Annotated in this window: 17 protein-coding genes; 9 read left to right on the plus strand and 8 right to left on the minus strand. The window is 63.7% G+C overall.

Annotated elements, in window-relative coordinates:
• The first annotated feature begins 182 nt into the window (after positions 1 to 182).
• From uvrD to K5H97_RS28925, 3 genes are all read left to right on the plus strand, one after another.
• Positions 183 to 2366: a DNA helicase II gene (gene uvrD, locus K5H97_RS28915; protein ID WP_028689997.1), complete on the plus strand. Its 2184-nt coding sequence runs from the start codon at positions 183 to 185 to the stop codon at positions 2364 to 2366.
• 299 nt (positions 2367 to 2665) lie between these two features.
• Entirely contained in the window at positions 2666 to 3535 is an 870-nt protein-coding gene (locus K5H97_RS28920) for a Tim44 domain-containing protein (RefSeq protein WP_028689998.1), read from the plus strand.
• 113 nt (positions 3536 to 3648) lie between these two features.
• Entirely contained in the window at positions 3649 to 4056 is a 408-nt protein-coding gene (locus K5H97_RS28925; RefSeq protein ID WP_028689999.1) for an SMI1/KNR4 family protein, read from the plus strand.
• A 143-nt stretch (positions 4057 to 4199) separates the two neighbouring features.
• On the opposite strand, the gene K5H97_RS28930 is transcribed toward K5H97_RS28925, so the two are convergent.
• Entirely contained in the window at positions 4200 to 5960 is a 1761-nt protein-coding gene (locus tag K5H97_RS28930; protein WP_028690000.1) for a cation:proton antiporter, read from the minus strand.
• A gap of 326 nt (positions 5961 to 6286) precedes the next feature.
• Here K5H97_RS28930 and K5H97_RS28935 point away from each other — a divergent pair, with 326 nt between their 5' ends.
• Positions 6287 to 6772, plus strand: a complete 486-nt coding sequence (locus K5H97_RS28935) for an acyl-CoA thioesterase (protein WP_023629682.1) — start codon at positions 6287 to 6289, stop codon at positions 6770 to 6772.
• Here K5H97_RS28935 and pdxY read toward each other — a convergent pair.
• The gene (gene pdxY, locus K5H97_RS28940; RefSeq protein ID WP_028690001.1) at positions 6769 to 7641 is read right to left on the minus strand and encodes a pyridoxal kinase PdxY; all 873 of its coding nucleotides are present in this window, start codon (positions 7639 to 7641) and stop codon (positions 6769 to 6771) included. The genes K5H97_RS28935 and pdxY overlap by 4 nt on opposite strands.
• Positions 7642 to 7761: 120 nt before the next feature.
• On the opposite strand from pdxY, the gene K5H97_RS28945 reads away from it, so the two are divergent.
• Positions 7762 to 8154 carry a DUF3301 domain-containing protein gene (locus K5H97_RS28945; protein WP_023629680.1) on the plus strand — a complete coding sequence of 131 codons (393 nt, stop codon included), beginning with the start codon at positions 7762 to 7764 and terminating at the stop codon, positions 8152 to 8154.
• Here the strand turns inward: K5H97_RS28945 and K5H97_RS28950 are convergent, their stop codons facing one another.
• The 3 genes from K5H97_RS28950 to zigA are packed head-to-tail and all read right to left on the minus strand — an operon-like array spanning position 8155 to position 11004.
• Positions 8155 to 9129, minus strand: a complete 975-nt coding sequence (locus K5H97_RS28950; RefSeq protein WP_028690002.1) for a CobW family GTP-binding protein — start codon at positions 9127 to 9129, stop codon at positions 8155 to 8157.
• A 52-nt stretch (positions 9130 to 9181) separates the two neighbouring features.
• Positions 9182 to 9799: a DUF1826 domain-containing protein gene (locus tag K5H97_RS28955; protein WP_028690003.1), complete on the minus strand. Its 618-nt coding sequence runs from the start codon at positions 9797 to 9799 to the stop codon at positions 9182 to 9184.
• Complete coding sequence (zigA, locus tag K5H97_RS28960) at positions 9796 to 11004, minus strand: zinc metallochaperone GTPase ZigA (RefSeq protein ID WP_028690004.1); 1209 nt, start codon at positions 11002 to 11004, stop codon at positions 9796 to 9798. Before zigA ends, K5H97_RS28955 begins: the two co-directional genes overlap by 4 nt.
• 110 nt (positions 11005 to 11114) lie before the next feature.
• Between zigA and K5H97_RS28965 the strand changes: the two genes are divergently transcribed.
• Positions 11115 to 11492, plus strand: coding sequence for a hypothetical protein (locus tag K5H97_RS28965; protein ID WP_028690005.1), 378 nt, complete (start codon positions 11115 to 11117; stop codon positions 11490 to 11492).
• Between the two features lie 24 nt (positions 11493 to 11516).
• Positions 11517 to 12398 (plus strand): GTP cyclohydrolase FolE2, encoded by an 882-nt coding sequence (gene folE2 / locus K5H97_RS28970; RefSeq protein WP_028690006.1) that lies wholly within the window; start codon positions 11517 to 11519, stop codon positions 12396 to 12398.
• A gap of 4 nt (positions 12399 to 12402) precedes the next feature.
• Here the strand turns inward: folE2 and K5H97_RS28975 are convergent, their stop codons facing one another.
• Positions 12403 to 12930, minus strand: coding sequence for a DUF3617 domain-containing protein (locus tag K5H97_RS28975; RefSeq protein WP_028690007.1), 528 nt, complete (start codon positions 12928 to 12930; stop codon positions 12403 to 12405).
• Between the two features lie 130 nt (positions 12931 to 13060).
• Between K5H97_RS28975 and cls the strand changes: the two genes are divergently transcribed.
• Complete coding sequence (gene cls, locus K5H97_RS28980) at positions 13061 to 14500, plus strand: cardiolipin synthase (protein ID WP_028690008.1); 1440 nt, start codon at positions 13061 to 13063, stop codon at positions 14498 to 14500.
• A gap of 35 nt (positions 14501 to 14535) precedes the next feature.
• On the opposite strand, the gene cfaB is transcribed toward cls, so the two are convergent.
• Entirely contained in the window at positions 14536 to 15720 is a 1185-nt protein-coding gene (gene cfaB / locus K5H97_RS28985; RefSeq protein ID WP_028690009.1) for a C17 cyclopropane fatty acid synthase CfaB, read from the minus strand.
• A gap of 215 nt (positions 15721 to 15935) precedes the next feature.
• On the opposite strand from cfaB, the gene lpdA reads away from it, so the two are divergent.
• A complete protein-coding gene (gene lpdA / locus K5H97_RS28990) occupies positions 15936 to 17336 on the plus strand; it encodes a dihydrolipoyl dehydrogenase (protein ID WP_028690010.1) in 1401 nt (466 codons plus the stop codon).
• 33 nt (positions 17337 to 17369) lie between these two features.
• Here the strand turns inward: lpdA and hcnC are convergent, their stop codons facing one another.
• Positions 17370 to 18620 carry a cyanide-forming glycine dehydrogenase subunit HcnC gene (hcnC, locus tag K5H97_RS28995; RefSeq protein WP_028690011.1) on the minus strand — a complete coding sequence of 417 codons (1251 nt, stop codon included), beginning with the start codon at positions 18618 to 18620 and terminating at the stop codon, positions 17370 to 17372.
• Position 18621: the final 1 nt, after the last annotated feature.

Genomic DNA, 18621 nt, shown 5'->3' on the forward strand with positions numbered 1-18621 from the left:
ACACAAGCACTGCGTCGGACCAAACTGCTCTGCGTCATGATTTCGAAAATGTCTGCTGCGTCCAGGTCTGACCGCTCAACCACGGGTACCGGACAAGTCCACCGATGAACGGTCGCGCGCCCATCCGGCGATTTGCGTCCGGGGCGTTTGCCCCTGCCTTCGCACGGCCATAGAATGCCCGGATGCATAATGACGACCTCTCCCTCCTGCTGAACTCCCTCAACGACGCTCAACGCCAGGCCGTGGCGGCCTCGGTGGGGCGCCAACTGGTGCTGGCCGGCGCCGGCTCGGGCAAGACCCGCGTGCTGGTGCACCGCATCGCCTGGCTGATCCAGGTCGAACAGGCCTCGCCGCACTCGATCCTGTCGGTGACGTTCACCAACAAGGCCGCGGCGGAAATGCGCCAACGGATCGAGCAACTGCTGGGCATCAACCCGGCTGGCATGTGGGTCGGCACCTTCCACGGCCTGGCCCACCGCCTGTTGCGGGCGCACTGGCAGGAAGCGGGGCTGGCGCAGAACTTCCAGATCCTCGACAGCGACGACCAGCAGCGCCTGATCAAGCGGGTGATCCGCGAGATGGGCCTGGACGAGCAGAAATGGCCGGCGCGCCAGGTCCAGTGGTTCATCAACGGCCAGAAAGACGAAGGCCTGCGCCCACGGCACATCCAGGCCAGCGGCGACCTGTTCCTGGCCACCATGCGTGACATCTATGTCGCGTACGAGCAGGCCTGCGATCGCGCCGGGGTCATCGACTTCTCCGAGCTGCTGCTGCGTGCCCTCGACCTGTGGCGCGACCACCCGGATCTGCTCAAGCACTACCAGCGCCGCTTCCGCCACCTGCTGGTGGACGAGTTCCAGGACACCAACGCCGTGCAGTACGCGTGGTTGCGCCTGCTGGCCTCCGGTGGCGACAGCCTGATGGCGGTGGGCGACGACGACCAGTCGATCTACGGCTGGCGCGGCGCCAAGATCGAGAACATCCACCAGTACACCGCCGACTTCCCGGACGCCGAGCTGATCCGCCTGGAGCAGAACTACCGCTCCACCGGCGGTATCCTCAAGGCTGCCAACGCCCTGATCGCCAACAACAGCGGGCGCCTGGGCAAGGAGCTGTGGACCGACATGGGCGAGGGCGAACCGCTCACGCTCTATGCCGCGTACAACGAGCACGACGAGGCGCGCTACGTGGTCGAGACCATCGAAAGCCTGGTCAAGCAGGGCAACGCGCGCAGCGAGATCGCCATCCTCTATCGCTCCAACGCCCAGTCGCGGGTGCTGGAAGAGGCCCTGCTGCGCGAACGCATCCCCTACCGCATCTATGGCGGCCAGCGCTTCTTCGAGCGCGCCGAGATCAAGAATGCCATGGCCTACCTGCGCCTGCTCGAAGGTCGCGGCAACGACGCGGCGCTGGAGCGGGTGATCAACGTGCCGCCACGGGGCATAGGCGAAAAGACCGTCGAGGCCATCCGCGACCACGCCCGCCACAGCCAGCTGTCGATGTGGGAAGCCATGTGCCAGCTGCTCGCCGCCAAGGCCCTCAAGGGCCGTGCCGCCAGCGCCCTGGGCGCGTTCATCGAGCTGCTGGAGAACCTCGCCGCCAAGGTGCTGGACATGCCGCTGCACCTGATGACCCAAACGGTCATCGAGCAGTCCGGGCTGATCGTCTATCACCAGGAAGAGAAGGGCGAGAAAGGCCAGGCCCGGGTGGAAAACCTTGAGGAACTGGTCAGCGCGGCGCGCAACTTCGAAACCAGCGACGAAGACGCCGACCTCTCGCCATTGTCGGCGTTCCTCGGCCACGCCTCGCTGGAGGCCGGCGACACCCAGGCCGACGAGCACGAGGACAGCATCCAGCTGATGACCCTGCACAGCGCCAAGGGCCTGGAGTTCCCGTACGTGTTCCTGGTGGGCATGGAGGAAGGCCTGTTCCCTCACAAGATGAGCCTGGAAGAGCCCGGCCGCCTAGAAGAGGAGCGCCGCCTGGCCTACGTGGGCATCACCCGGGCCATGCGCCAGCTGGTCATGACCTACGCCGAGACCCGCCGCCTGTATGGCAGCGAGACCTATAACAAGGTGTCGCGCTTCGTCCGGGAGATCCCGGCCGGGCTGGTGCAGGAGGTGCGCCTGTCGAACACGGTCAGCCGCCCGTTCGGCGGCGCGAAGACGCCGGCCAGCAGCCTGTTCGCCAACGCCAGCATCCCGCAGACCGCGTTCAGCCTCGGCCAGCGGGTGCAGCATGCGGTGTTCGGCGAAGGCGTGATCCTCAACTTCGAGGGCTCCGGCGCCCAGGCACGGGTGCAGGTGAACTTCTCCGAGGGCAGCAAGTGGCTGATGCTGGGCTACGCCAAGCTGGAAGCTATCTGACCGAATCGAACGACACGCCCCTGTAGGAGCGGCCTTGCGTCGCGAAAGGGACGCGCAGCGGCCCCAGATTCCGAGCCGCCATTGAAATTGCTGGGGCTGCTGCGCAGCCCTTTCGCGACGCAAGGCCGCTCCCACAGGGGGCGGTTTCCCAGCTCAAAGGGCTGGGCGATCACCTACAGGTGAACGCATAGATCCGGTCAGTCAGGCAAAAGCTCGAAACATCTTGTCGCTGGCTATGTCTGTCAGTTCATGTGCACCATGACGCGCGTGCAATCCACACAAACGGGAATCCCCATCTTATGCAACGTTTTCTTAGCATCGCTCTGGCGCTCTGCGTCGGCCTGACGCTGAGCCTCGACGCCAACGCCAAGCGCTTCGGTGGTGGCAAGAGCTCGGGCTCCGCGCCTATCCACCAGACCCGCCAGGCCACCCCGACCACGCCTGCCGCCACCCCGACCACGCCTGCCGCCACCCCGACCGCTCCTGGTCGCGCACCAGCCGCCGCCAGCGGTGCCTCGCGCTGGCTGGGCCCACTCGCCGGCCTCGCCGCCGGTGGCCTGCTGGCCTCCATGTTCATGGGCGACGGATTCGATGGCATGCAGATCCTCGATTTCCTGATCATGGGCCTGATCGCCTTCCTGGTCTTCCGCTTCATCGCCGCGCGCCGTCGCCAGCAGCAGCCGCAACACGCTGCCGCCGGCCACGCCCCGTACCAGCGCGAAGCCCAGCCGCAGGCCGCCCCGCAGTCGATCTTCGGCGGCTCCGCCGCGCCGGTCGCCTCGCCTGTGATCAACGCTCCGGCCTGGTTCAACGAAGCCAGCTTCCTGTCCGCCGCCCGTTCGCACTTCCAGTCGCTGCAGCAGCACTGGGACGCCAACGAGATGGACAAGATCGCCGAGTTCGTCACCCCGCAGATGCTCGAGTTCCTCAAGCGCGAGCGTGCCGAGCAGGGTGAAGGCTTCCAGTCCACCTACATCGACGACCTCGATGTGCAACTGGACGGCGTCGACGAGCGCGCCGACCAGACCGACGCCACCCTGACCTTCCGTGGCGTGTCGAAGACCTCGCGCTTCGACCAGGGCGAAGCCTTCAGCGAAAGCTGGCACATGGTTCGCGCCCATGGCGAAAATCAGCCTTGGCTGCTGGCCGGTATCCGCCAAAACGGTTAACCGTCGCACGTTGCAGAAAAAACCCCGGGCCTGTCCCGGGGTTTTTGCTTTTGCCAGAGCGGCCTACTAGGGTATAACGCGCAGCGTTGTCATAAGGTCAGAGGATGTGAACCGTGGAAGAAGTGATCGAACAACTCCGTGAAGCCAACGAGCCGGTACCGGTGCCGCTGGAACTGCCGGACGAGGATCAGCTGGTCGAGATCGAGGAAGAGCTGTTCATCAACATCCCGTTCGTGTTCAAGGAATACCTGCTGACCGTCAGCGACGTGGTGTATGGCAGCCTCGAGCCGGTGACCGTGACCGATCCGCAATCCCACACCTACCTGCCGGAAGTGGCGGCCAACGCCTGGGACGCCGGCGTGCCTCGCGACCTCATTCCCATCTGCCAGGACGGTGACGACTACTACTGCGTCGAAGAGGACGGCACCGTTGTGCTGTGGTCGGGTGAAGAAGAAATCGTCACCGAGGAAAGCTGGGAATCGGTCTGGCACTGGGCACGGGATGTCTGGCTGGAAAGCTGAATGAGAAATACCCGCATAAAGTGATGGCTTATCGCTACCCATCACTCGTAGAATCGCCAGGCTCTCTGCGCCTGGCGACACTGCTACCGCTCCATCCCCTCGGACGACGGTGAAATCTTGCGCAGAAAGCGTTAGCCGCCTGCTCAGTGCGAATGATCGCGGCTGTTCTCCAACGTCTCCAGCAACGCCACCTGCATCCGCGTATGCACCCGGATCAGCCAGCGCCACAGCAGCGCCACCACCACTGCCGCCACCACGACGATGACCAGCAGCAGTTCGCTGGTCGGCAGGATGCTTGCCGACAAGGCCGACAGCAGCAGGAAGATCACCAGCAGTGACAGCAGCGGAATCACCTCGGCGATCACCCGCCGTACCCGCTGGGTATGCCGCCCTGCCATCTCGGGTTTGACGCCCATCTCCGCCAGCAACATCGACAGCGCCTTGAGCTTGCGATACGCCGCGATCAGGAACGGCAGCGACAGTAGCAATGCCGCTCCCCAGATCAGCGCCTTCTGCTGGCCGGCATCCGCCACCCACTCGCTCAACCAGTTACCGATGCGCCCGGCGAAATAACCGCCACTGAAGAAGATCGCGATCACCAACGCCAGGTTTACCCCGACCTGCAGCAGAATGCGTCGGATCATCGCCGCCAGCATGGCCCCCTCGCCCTGCGGCTGGATGCTGCGCAACCATTCGCCGTACAGCGACAGCACCCGTGCCACGCGGCTCGGCACCACCTTGCCCAGCCTGATAGACAACGGATCGGCGGCACGGATCAGGTACGGCGTCAGCAAGGTGGTGATGGCCGACACCGCCACTGCGACCGGATAGAGAAAGTCGCTGGTGACCTGCAAGGTCACCCCCAGGGCGGCGATGATGAAGGAGAACTCGCCGATCTGCGAAAGCCCCATCCCCACGCGCAACGAGGTGCGCCCGTCGTTGCCGGCGATAAACGCGCCCATGCCGCAGGAGAGCATCTTGCCCAGTACCACCGCCAGGGTGATGACCACGATCGGCCAGGCGTACTCGACCAGGATCGACGGGTCGATCATCAGGCCGATGGCGACGAAGAAGATGGCGCTGAACAGGTCGCGAACTGGCTCGATCAGCCGTTCGATCTTCAGCAACTGGCGCGACTCGGCCATGATCGCGCCGATCAGGAAGGCACCGAGCACCATGCTGTATTCGAGCTTGACCACCAGCAGGCAGAAGCCAAAACACAGGCCCAGCACGGTGATCAGCAGCATCTCGTTGCTTTCGAATTTCGCCACGTAGGCCAGCAGCCGCGGCACCAGCAGGATGCCGATGACCAGTGCGACGATCATGAACAGCGACAGCTTGCCCACGGTGGAGAACACTTCGCCGGAGCTCACCGAGCCGCTGACGGCAATGCCCGACAGCAGCGCGATGATGCCGATGCCGAGGATGTCCTCGACGATCAGCACGCCGAAGATCAACTGGGCGAAACGCTCGTTTTTCATCTTCAGGTCGTTGAGCGCCTTGACGATGATGGTCGTCGAGGAGATCGCCAGGATTGCCCCGAGGAACAGCGAATCCATGGTGTTCCAGCCGAACCAGCGACCGATCTCGAACCCGATCCAGATCATCAGGACGATTTCCAGGAACGCCGCGATGAAAGCCGTGGCGCCAACCTTGAACAGCTTGCGCAGGCTGAACTCCAGGCCCAGGCAGAACATCAAGAAGATCACACCAAGTTCGGCCAGCGTCTTGATGGTGTCTTCGTCGTGGATCAGACCGAACGGCGGCGTGTGCGGGCCGATGATGAAGCCGGCGACGATGTAGCCCAGCACCACCGGCTGCTTGAGGCGATGGAAGAGGATGGTGACCACCCCGGCAACCAGCATGATCACCGCCAGGTCCTGGATGAAGCTGATGGCATGCATGGCGTGATACTCCTTGTTTTCGGTGCACGGGGCGAACCGCTCCTCTGCCGGACGATCCTTCGGCGCGGAGCAGGCACATACTGTTGTGATAGACGCAAAAGCCCACGTTGCATGGGCGTCGTCAGGTTAACATCGCGCCTTGCCACAAAATGCCGATGCAATATGCAGAAACAGATCGGCCGATTCGACACCGCCGATGGCAAAATTGGCGTGACGATGGAGCGTCAGCCGACGTCCCGTACCAGGATGGGAAACCTCAACGAGGGGAAACAGAAGTGTCTGCAGATACCCGCCCCGAATCCGTGCAAATTCACCGTGAGCTCTCTATGGAACCTGGAAACGCCCAGCTGACCATGACCGTCCTGATGACACCGGACATGGCCAACTTCTCTGGCAACGTACACGGCGGCACCCTGCTCAAGTACCTCGACGAAGTCGCCTATGCCTGCGCCAGCCGCTATGCCGGCACCTATGTGGTGACCCTGTCGGTGGACCAGGTGATCTTCCGCGAACCGGTTCATGTCGGCGAGCTGGTGACCTTCCTGGCCTCGGTCAACTACACCGGCAACACCTCGATGGAGGTGGGCATCAAGGTGGTCACCGAGAACATCCGCGAGCGCTCGGTGCGCCACTCCAACAGCTGCTTCTTCACCATGGTCGCGGTGGACGACGACCGTCGCCCGGTGAAGGTACCACCGCGCCAGCCGCAGAGCAGCGAGGAGAAGCGCCGCTTCCTGCAGGGTCAGCAACGCCGTCAGATCCGCCAGGAGCTGGAACAGCGCTACCAGAACCTCAAGACTGATTCGATCTAACAGAGCAAACGCTGCGCCTCGAAGCGCACCCGCGGGTGGGCGATGCGGTCCTGGGCTCGCACCAGTTGCAGTTCATAGCGGGTGCAGGCCTGGGTTTCCAGCAGCACTTCATGCACGGCGGCGGCGGTGAACTCGAAAGCCTGTAGCCAGTCGTCGCCCAGTAGCACGCGGGCGAGGAACAGCCCGGAGGTCAGGTCGCCCACCCCCACCGGCTGGCGTGGGAAGGCCAGCAAAGGCCGGCGCAGGTGCCAGCTGGCATCGCGGGTCACCAGCAGCATCTCGAAGGCATCGTCCGCCCGCTGTGGATAATTCAGGTGCTTGACCAGTACCACCTGCGGCCCGCGCTCCAGCAACCCGCGCGCCATGCCCACGCAATCTTCCAGCGACTGCGCGCGACGGCCACAGAAGCTGTCCAATTCGAGCTGGTTCGGGCACAGGATATCGGCCTTGGCGACCGCCTCCTCGAGCAGGAACTCGCTGACCTCCGCCGGCACGATGCAGCCCTTCTCGGCATGCCCCATGACCGGGTCGCACAGGTACAGGGCCTTGGGATTGACCGCCTTGATCCGCTCGACGCCGGCCAGGATCGCCCGCCCCTGCTCGGCACTGCCCAGGTAGCCCGATAACACCGCATCGCAATGGCCCAGCTCACCGATATTGGAAATGCCTTCCACCAACGCGGGAATTTGCGCTGGGGCAAGCACTTCCCCGGCCCACTGTCCATACTGAGTATGGTTGGAGAACTGTACGGTGTTGAGCGGCCAGACGTTGACCCCGACCCGCTGCATGGGAAACACCGCGGCGCTGTTGCCGGCGTGTCCAAAGACCACGTGGGACTGAATGGCGAGCAGGTGCGGTGTACGTTTCATGCGGGACGATTCCGAAACTGTGTGAATAAGTGTGCGGCCCGCAGTATGAACCCGATTGCCATCTGTACGACAGGCCAGAGACGCAGTTAAGCTGGATCGACCTGTCTGGAGCTTACGCAAATGCTGACCCTGGAAAACCTCTTCGTCCTGATGCTGGTGGCGACCGCAGGCGCCTGGCTGTGGCACAACCACGGGCTGCGCGAAAAGGCCCTGGCACGGGTCAAGCAGCATTGCGCCAAGCTCGACCTGGAACTGCTCGACGACGCCGTGGCGCTCAAGCGCATCGCCTTCGTGCGCGACGCCAATGGTAGGAAGCGCCTGGCGCGCATCTACAACTTCGAGTTCACCGTCACCGGTGAACAACGCCACCCCGGGACCGTCACCCAGTTCGGCGCTCACACCATGCAGATCGAACTCGCGCCCTACCCGTTCGAGATCAAGACCCCGCCGCGTACCGACAACGTTATCGAAATGCAGCAGTGGCGCCAGGAGCACAACCGCTGGCGCAATTGATCAACGGATCAGCGGGCAGCCGCCGAAGGCCGCTTGCAGGGCCTGCAAGGGCTGCGGCTGATCGAAAATCAGCTCGATGCGCGAGTCCTTGCGCCATTCGCTGGAACGCCATTCCAGCGTCCCGCCTTCAAGGCCATTGAACGACTGCCAGCCTTCGGTGCTGTGGATAACGCCCTTCGCCCGGCGCCACGGCCATTGTTCCAGAACACCGCGCAGCACGGCCGCGTCGAGGCATTGGTCGGGATGCCAGCGCCAGCCGATGCTCCAACCTCCCTCCCCCTGCTGAAAATGGCAGATCGGCTGTCGTGGATCGGTCCACAGGGTGGGCAACGGCACTGCATCGTTATCCACAGGCAGGCGGCCATGGTCGACTGTACCTGCCGCCACGAGGGTTGAAACAGGCAATGCAGCAAGCGGCAGTGTCCCGTGGTCCGTCCAGCGCGCCGGTATGGCGGGTAGTGATGCAGTTATCAACAAGCGTGCGGCTTCATCCACAACGCTCGCCTTGTTGAACACCAGCAACCCCACCTTCGTCAGCGCCTGGTGCTGAGCCTCAGGCAGGACGTCACCCCGGGACAGGGCCGCGGCATCCAGCACCATCAGCATTGGCTGCACCGACAGTACGCCAGTCCAAGGTGCGCGTCCCAGTTGCTCCAGCAACTCGACCGGGTGACCGAGGCCGGACGGTTCGATGAAAAGGCGGTCCGGGCGCGCCTTGCGCAGCAAGCGGCCAAGCCCCACTTGGAACGGTGCGCCATTGACGCAGCACAGGCAGCCTCCCGCCACTTCACCGATGGCGATGCCCGCATCGTCGCGGCTGAGCAAGGCGGCATCGAGGCCGATCTGGCCGAACTCGTTGACCAGCACGGCCCAGCGCTCGCCGGCTGGACGCTGGTCCAGCAGGTGGCGGATCAGGCTGGTCTTGCCGGCGCCGAGGGGGCCGGCGATCACATGGGTGGGAATGTTCTGCAGCATGGCTCGGTATCGGGATGGCTTGATGGCAGTCTATACCGCCGGGCCCCGCGATTCATGCCAACCAGTCCAGGCTCAGCAACAATCGGCGCTCCCCGGCAGGCGTCAGCGGTGACCGGTGAACCAATCCCGCGCCCTCGTTGCCCAGCCACTTCTCGCCCTTGAGCAGGGCCACCTCTCCCGCCGCCAGGCGCCGAACTTTATCCACAGCCGGTAACGACTGCTGCAAGCGCGCGCGATCGATCGCTCCCTCCGCCAGCCATTCGCTGCCCGCGCCGGCATAGGTACTGAGCAGGCGCACCGGCACATGGTCCACATGCATGCGCGGGCACATCGCCCCGTCCAGTACCCGCACGCGCACACCGAGACGACGGGCGCCCAGCAGGCAGGTATAGGCAGCCACCAGCCAAGCCACATCCGCGACGAAACCGTCATAGCCGTGCAGATCGGCGGCCTCCCTGAGCAAACCGGGCAAGGCTGGCGGGTGGCGTTCATCCACCTCGATCACCCGCTCATCGGCCAGGGATTGGCCAAGGCTGAGCACCAGGTTGGCGAAGTCCTCCACCTGGGCCGGCAGGCGGCGCTGCCAGACCGCCAGGTTGACACCATCCTGAAGGATGTCGGTCATCACCTGGGGCGATTCACCGAACACCTGGCGGATATCCACAGTCATGCCACCGCGTCCTCATGCCAGGCCCCGAAAGGATCGGGCAGACGCAGCCAGGCCATCGGCCCCAACTCCATCTCGTCGTCCGTGAGCAGGCAAGCCTCCAGCTCTGTGGATAACCGCTCGAAGTCGATGTTCTGCCCGATGAACACCAGTTCCTGGCGGCAATCGCCGCTTTCCACCGACCACTGCTTGAGGATCGCCGCGGTACTCTCTTCGTCCTGCGGCCATTGCTCTCGTGGCACGAAGCGCCACCAGCGCCCCGCCAGGCCGTGACGCATCATGCCACCGGCCTGGGACCAGCTCCCAGCCTCCTGGTACTTGCTGGCCAGCCAGAAGAAGCCCTTGGAACGCAGCAACCGGCCGTTGCTCCAGGGTGTGTGGATAAAGTCGTAGAAGCGCTGCGGGTGGAATGGCCGACGTGCCTGCCAGGTGCTGGCGGCGATGCCGTATTCCTCGGTTTCCGGCACATGCTCGCCACGCAGTTCGCGCAGCCAGCCCGGTGCCTGGGCCGCCTGGTCGAAATCGAACAGGCCGGTATCGAGGATGCGCGACAGCGCCACCTGGCCCATCACCATCGGCACGATCTGCGCCCGGGCATTGAGGCTGCGCAGGATGGCCACCAGTTCCTCGCGGTCAGACTGGCTGATCAGGTCGATCTTGCTCAGCAACAGCACGTCGGCGAACTCGACCTGCTCGATCAAGAGGTCGCTGATCGAGCGCTCGTCCTGTTCACCCAAGGTCTCGCCACGGCTGGCGAGACTCTCGGCGGCCTGGTAGTCGCGCAGGAAGTTCAGCCCGTCGACCACGGTGACCATGGTGTCCAGGCGCGCCATGTCGGAGAGGCTGCGCCCCTGCTCGTCGCGAAAGGTGAAGGTCTCGGCGACCGGCAGCGGCTCGGATATTCCGGTCGACTCGATCAGCAGGTAATCGAAGCGGCCCTCACTCGCCAACCTCGCCACCTCTTCCAGCAGGTCCTCGCGCAAGGTGCAACAGATGCAGCCGTTGCTCATCTCCACCAGTTTTTCTTCCGCCCGATTCAGGCTGACGTTGCGCTGGACCTCGCTGGCATCGATGTTGATTTCGCTCATGTCGTTGACGATCACGGCGACGCGCAGGTTGTCGCGGTTGCGCAGGACATGGTTGAGCAGCGTGCTCTTGCCGGCGCCGAGGAAGCCGGACAGCACGGTGACAGGGAGACGGTTGGGCATGACTAACCTCATCGGGCAGGCGCATTCGAATCGATGCATTGCACAATGTTATATTATAACAATACAATTTCGCCAAGCCGTGTCGACCGAACGGTTGTCTGGAGAGCGTCATGAAATCATCCGGCCTCGCTGCCTTGCTGCTGCTCGCAGCACCTATGCAGCTTCTCGCCATGCCTCACACCGACCTCGCCCTGTGCACCCGCAGCGCGACCCTGCTCGCCTGCCAGGATGGCCAAGGCAACTACTACAGCGTGCGTACCGAAGGCAGCACCTTTTACCTGCGAGGCTACGAAGTAGCAGGCAAGCGCCTGTGGGCTCAGACCAACAGCCGCTACGGCACGCTGACCTTCTTCACCGGGCTGGCCAGCGACGGTGAAGCCTGGGTGGGCTACAGCCGTCGCATCGGCTGGACCACCCTCAACCGTGTCTCCAGCTCCAGCGGTCAACGCTTCAACCTGCACTGCAGCCTTGTCGGCGGTTGCCGCTGACTGCCATCACTTCAGGATCCTTCCATGTCTAGCCTTGCCCTTCCCGACATCGCCACACAAAGCAGCCAGCAGACACTGCCGCTGGACTGGGTCGGCATGTGCGGTATCGCCCTGCCGCTGCTGGTCGACGGACGCAGTCTCGGCGCGCACGCCGATGCCGGCGTGAGCCTGGATGACGGCTCAGCCCGGGGCATCCACATGTCACGGTTGTACCTGGCGCTGGAAGCGCTGGAACAGCAAGCCTTGAGTCCACGCCTGATTCGCCGGACGCTCGAGCAGTTTCTCGCCAGCCACGAGGGCCTTTCGAACGCCGCCTACCTGCGCCTGGCGTTCGATCACCTGCTCAAGCGCCCGGCGTTGGTCAGCCCGCTAGCAGGCTGGAAACGCTACCCAGTGAGCATCGACGCACAGCTGAAAGATGGAATGTTCCACGTGGAACTATCGGTGCACATTCCCTACTCCTCGACCTGCCCATGCTCGGCGGCGCTGGCCAGACAGCTGATCCAGGCGCAATTCGACCGGGACTTCGCTGGCCAGTCACTGGAGTGGGAGCGTGTTCGCCAGTGGCTCGGCAGCAGTGACGGCATCGTTGCGACACCCCATAGCCAAAGGAGCATGGCCAAGCTGCAGGTCCGTCTGGACGGCGACGCGTTCAGGCTGACCGAGTTGATCGAGACTGCGGAGGCCGCCTTGGGCACGGCCGTACAGACGGCAGTCAAGCGCGCCGACGAGCAGGCCTTCGCCCTGGCCAACGGACAGAACCTGATGTTCTGCGAGGATGCCGCCCGCCGCTTGCATGCGGCCTTGCGAACGCTAACGGGCGTAAGCGGCTTCAGCGTGCGCGTGGAACATGCAGAGAGCCTGCATGCCCACGACGCGGTGGCGGTCAGTCGTTATCGCGGGTGACCGATCAGGTACGCGGTTTGACCGTTCCACAGTCATTTCCAAGCCAGACCGCCCGTGTATCCATGCTGCCCTGCTGCTGGACCCCGGAGGCATTGAAGGTGCCGTTGACCTTGGTCAGGAACTCCCGGTCGCTGAGGAAGGTGGCCTGGCCGTTACCCTGGGCCTTGGGGCAACTGAACTGGAACTTCCAGACATTGCCATTGCGCTCGGTGATCTTCTGCGTGCAGCCCGATTGCGGATCCTGCAGCGGAATGTCATTGGTCTTGACCTGCTCCGCGGTCAGGCACGAGCGCACCCCCTTGCCCCCCACCGTGATGCCCTGCTTGGCCAGGGCACCTTCCATCATCGCCCGTTGCTCCGGCGGCAGGTTCTTCAACTGACCGAGCATGAACTCCATGTCCGGCAACGGCTTGCCATCGACCTGCATGTTGCTGGTGGTCAGCTCCCACAGGCCGGGTTGCAACATCTGCGCGTGGACCAGCGGGCTGCCCAGCCCCAGCGCCAGGGCGAGCAGTGGCAGACGAATCTTCATGGATGAAAGCTCCTCGAAATACCGGCTCTTGCCGGACTGAGCCGTTAGACGTCAAAAACGCCTGCGGGTTGCAGGCCACCCCTCGAACGTGGTCTGTTAGGCAGCAGTGCTCTCGGCAAGCAGGATGCGTATGGATTTCCACAGCCCCTACTTCTTCGGTTACTTGCTCGGCCTGATTCATCTGCTCGGCTTCATCGCCGCGCTGCATGCGGTGTTCACCGTACGCACCGCCCAAGGTGCGATCGCCTGGGCCATGTCGCTGCTGTTCATCCCCTACCTCACCCTCATCCCCTACCTGGTGTTCGGCGCCCGTTCCTTCTACGCCTACATCCAGGCCCGACGCCAGGCCAACCAGGAAATGCACGTGGCCATGGCCAACCTGAACTGGCGACCCTGGGTCGAGGAAGCGCTGACCGCCCGCGAGTCCGACAGCTACGCCGCCCTGCGCGCCATGCCCAAGCTGGGGCGCATGCCGTGTCTGGCCAACAACGAGGTGAAGCTGCTGATCGATGGCGCAGCCACCTTCGAGGCGATCTTCTCGGCCATCCGCATGGCGCGGGACACCGTGCTGGTGCAGTTCTTCATCATCCATGACGACGCCCTCGGCCGGGAGTTGCAGCAACTGCTGCTGCGCAAGGCCGCCGAAGGCGTGCAGGTGTTCGTGCTGTACGACCGCGTCGGCAGTCATGCCCTGCCAGCCAGCTACAGCCAGGTGCTGCGCGACGGCGGCGTGCAGATCGAGGCGTTCGCCACCCGGCGTGGCTGGTTCAATCGTTTCCAGGTCAACTTCCGCAACCATCGCAAGATCGTCGTGGTCGATGGCGTGCAAGGCTTTCTCGGCGGGCACAACGTGGGCGACGAATACCTCGGCGCACACCCCAAGCTGTCACCGTGGCGCGACACCCATGTGCAGATCGGCGGCCCGGTACTGGCCTGCCTGCAAGAATCCTTCGCCGAGGACTGGTACTGGGCCACGCGCCAGCTGCCGCCGCTGATCCTGCCCGACGCCTACCCGGAGAACGGCGTACTGTGCCAGGCCTTGGCCAGCGGCCCGGCCGATCCACAGGAAACCTGTGCGCTGTTCTTCCTCGAGGCGATTCACTCGGCCACCCGGCGGGTATGGATCACCAGTCCCTATTTCATCCCCGACGAAGCCATCTTCGCCGCCCTGCGTCTGGCAGTGCTGCGGGGTGTCGACGTACGTATCCTGATTCCCTCGCGCCCCGACCACCGCATCGTCTACGCCGCCTCCAGCCTGTTCGCCTTCGAGGCGGTACGCGCCGGAGTGCGTATGTTCCGTTACCTGCCCGGCTTCCTGCACCAGAAGGTGGTGCTGGTGGACGATGAGGTCAGCGCCATCGGCAGCGCCAACCTCGACAACCGCTCGTTCCGGCTGAACTTCGAGATCACCCTGCTCACCGTGGACCGCACTTTCGCCGACCAAGTCGAACGGATGTTGGAGAATGACTTCGAACAAGCCCGGGAGATCACCGCGGAAGACAGCCGCGACACCCATCGCCTGCAACAGTTGGGGATGCGTATCGCGCGGTTGATTTCACCGATCCTGTGACCCGGCGAGCCTTGTCGGCACGCCGGGCTACCCGATCAACGATAGAGGTCCTCACGCGTCCAAGGCAGGTCGTGGTGGCCGTCGGCGTAGGGCTTCACCGCGAGAATCTGGTGCAGGTTGATCCAGCCCTTGGTGAAGGCATAGGCGCAACCGGCCAGGTACAGGCGCCAGATACGCAAGGTCTTCTCCGGCACCAGCGCGGCGGCGCGGTGCAACTGGTTCTCCAGGTTCTCACTCCAGTGGTTGAGGGTCTTGGCGTAGTGCAGGCGCAGGCTTTCGATATCGACCACCTCCAGGCCCGCCTCGCAGATACGCGCCGTGATCATCGAGATATGCGGCAGCTCGCCGTGGGGGAACACATAACGGTCGATGAAGTCCCCCGCGCCACGGCCGACTGGGCGACCATCGACGTGCTTGGCGGTAATGCCATGGTTCATCACCAGGCCACCTTCGCGCACCGCACCGAACAGCCGCTGGCAGTACAGCTCGAGGTTGGCATGCCCGACGTGTTCGAACATGCCAACGCTGACCGCCTTGTCAAAGCGGCCATCCTGCGGCAGGTCACGGTAGTCGAGAATCTGCAGGTCGACCTTGTCGGCCAGGCCCTCCTCCTTGACCCGCTGGCGGCCCAGCTTCAGTTGCTCCTTGCTCAGGGTGATGCCGAACACCTTGGCGCCGTACTCGCGGGCGGCGAATCGTGCCAGACCGCCCCAACCGCAACCGACATCCAGCAAGTAGTCGCCGGCCTGCAGGCGCAGCTTGCGGCACAGGTGGTCGAACTTGTCCTGCTGCGCCTGGGCCAGGGTGTTGTCCGGTTCCTTGAAGTAGGCGCAGGAATAGACCATGTCCGGGTCGAGCCACAGTCGGTAGAAATCGTTGGACAGGTCGTAGTGGTAGGAAATGGCTTCGGCGTCGGTGCGCTTGTCATGGGAAGTGCGCTCCGGCACAAACTCGTCTTCATCCTTGAGCAATGCTTCGCTGAGCTCGTCGCAGACCCGGATGACTTCACCGATATCACCTTCCAGTTCCAGCTTGCCTTCAACGAAGGCAGAGCCAAGCTCATCCAGGTTCGGATGGGTGAGCTGGGTGATCAGCTGGGGCTCCTTGACCAGGATGGTAACCTGCGGGCTCGGCCCCAGGTCGAACTGGTTGCCGTCCCACAGCTTGACGCGCAAAGGTAAGTGCAGGCTCTGCAATGCGGGTGGAAGTTGCGCAAGCATTCATGACCCTCCCTTTCATTGATACGGACGCCAAGCCTCAAGGTGTCGGACGTCACCGGATCAGGGTAGTTCATTCGTGCGAAGTTTCCGTTAATCGCGACCATAGTCTAGAACTATCTAGTCCGGGTCATCCACCAGATTGTATACAATCATCATCACTCAGACTAACCTTGTGCCCCTCTTCGCTTCCTCACACTCTCGGAGTAACGAAACCCATGAAATCCTATGACGTGGTGATCATCGGCGGCGGCCCCGGCGGCTACAACGCAGCGATCCGTGCCGGCCAGCTGGGCCTGAGCGTGGCCTGTGTCGAAGGTCGCTCGACCTTGGGCGGCACCTGCCTGAACGTTGGCTGCATGCCGTCCAAGGCACTGCTGCATGCGTCCGAGCTCTACGAGGCGGCCAGCGGCGAGGAGTTTGCCCATCTGGGGATCGAGGTCAAACCGACCCTCAACCTGGGCCAGATGATGAAGCAGAAAGACGAAAGCGTGACCGGCCTGACCAAGGGCATCGAGTACCTGTTCCGTAAGAACAAGGTCGACTGGGTCAAGGGCTGGGGCCGCCTGGACGGCGCCGGCAAGGTACTGGTCAAGGCCGAGGACGGCAGCGAAACCACCCTGCAGGCCAAGGACATCGTCATCGCCACCGGCTCCGAACCCACGCCACTGCCCGGTGTGACCATCGACAATCAGCGCATCATCGATTCCACCGGCGCCCTGTCGCTGCCTCAGGTGCCCAAGCACCTGGTCGTGATCGGCGCCGGCGTGATCGGCCTGGAGCTGGGTTCGGTGTGGCGCCGCCTGGGTGCCGAAGTAACGGTGATCGAATACCTCGACCGCATCTGCCCGGGCACCGATGAGGAAACCGCCAAGACCCTGCAGAAGGCCCTGGCCAAGCAAGGCATGACCTTCAAGCTCGGCAGCAAGGTGACCCAGGCCACATCCAGCGCCGACGGCGTCAGCCTGACCCTGGAGCCCGCCGCCGGTGGCAACGCCGAAACCCTGCAGGCCGACTATGTGCTGGTGGCCATCGGTCGCCGTCCGTATACCAAGGGCCTGAACCTGGAAAGCGTGGGGCTGGAAACCGACAAGCGCGGCATGCTCGCCAACGACCATCACCGCAGCGCGGTCCCAGGCATCTGGGTGATCGGCGACGTCACCTCCGGCCCGATGCTGGCGCACAAGGCCGAGGATGAAGCGGTGGCGTGCATCGAGCGCATCGCCGGCAAGCCGCATGAGGTGAACTACAACCTGATCCCAGGCGTCATCTACACCCGCCCGGAACTGGCCACTGTCGGCAAGACCGAAGAGCAGCTCAAGGCCGAAGGCCGTGCCTACAAGGTCGGCAAATTCCCCTTCACCGCCAACAGCCGGGCCAAGATCAACCATGAGACCGAAGGCTTCGCCAAGGTCATCGCCGACGCCGTCACCGACGAGGTCCTGGGCGTGCACCTGGTGGGCCCGAGCGTGAGCGAGATGATCGGCGAGTTCTGCGTGGCCATGGAATTCTCAGCCTCGGCCGAGGACATCGCCCTCACCTGCCACCCGCACCCGACCCGCTCCGAGGCCCTGCGCCAGGCGGCGATGAATGTGGATGGGAAAGCGATGCAGATCTGATTCCTGGGGGCCGCTTTGCGGCCCCCGCATCCATCAACCGTGCGCCAACTGTTTATCCATTCGCCCATGGAAGCGCGACGCCAAAAATGGCGTGATATCCAACGGCAACGCCTCATTGTGGACAACCTTGTCCAGCAGCACACCGGTAATGGCCGACGTGAGGATTCCGGTACGGAAATGTCCACAGGCATTGAAGTAGCCCTGAACATTATCCACAGGCCCGAGAATCGGCAGTTCGTCCGGTGACCCAGGGCGCAGGCCGGCCCAGGTGCGCTTGAGGTTCACCTGCGCCAGCTGCGGCACGCAACGGATCGCGCCCTGCACAAGGCCACTGATTTCCGGGAAAGTGTTGCTGACATCGAAGCCCTTCTCTTCGGTGGTGCTGCCGATCAGGATCTCGCCATTGTCCTTCTGCGCCATGTAGCAATCGCTGGTGGTGATGCAGCCATCGAGCAGTTTGGGCAGGCGCTCGGTCAGCACGATCTGGCCCTTCACCGGCTTGACCGGAATACTCTCCCCCGTCGCCCATTCGCTCAGCTCCGCGGCCCAGGCGCCAGCAGCATTGATCAACGTGCCGCAATGGAACTCGCCGGCCTCGGCAGTGCGCACGCCCTTGATCCGCGAGCCTTCATGCAGCACACCAGTGATGTTCACGTTCGGGTACAAGTCGACGCCGTTCTGCCGCGCCGCCTCCATGTAGGCATCACCCAGGCGGAACGGGCTGACCTGGTGGTCGCAGAGAAACTCCAGCGCGCCATTGGCCTTGAGCGTCACCGCCGGCTCCGAGGCCCGCAGCGCGTCACGGTCGAGCCAGCGAACCTGGTCGGCCAGGTGCGGGATCTGCTTGACGATGTGCTCGGCGTACAGCTGGTCTTCTTCATCCTGGATGATGTACTTGAGCCCGGTGCGTTCGAACTTGAAGTCCATGCCGTGGCGCTCGATCAGTTCCTGGTGCAGCTGTGGATAAAGCGCGTTGGACTTCAGGGCGAAGTCGAAGAAGCATTCCGGCAGGATATGCGGCGTGCTCGAGTCGACCACCACCGCGGCGCCGTTGGCCTCACGCTTGTTGCGCGAGGACATCATGCGAAAGAAGATCACCCCGCAGCCCAGCCCCACCGACTCACCGATGGCCCACAGGCCGCCGGCCGAGGCGCGGGTGGCGTTGCCCGGACGCTTGCAGTCGATCAGGGCGATCTTCATGTTGTGCCGCTTGGACAGCTGGTAGGCACAAGACGCGCCGATCACACCGCCACCGGCAATGATGATGTCGTAATGCTTGTTCATG

This window comes from Pseudomonas mosselii (genome assembly GCF_019823065.1).
Taxonomy (GTDB): domain Bacteria; phylum Pseudomonadota; class Gammaproteobacteria; order Pseudomonadales; family Pseudomonadaceae; genus Aquipseudomonas; species Aquipseudomonas mosselii.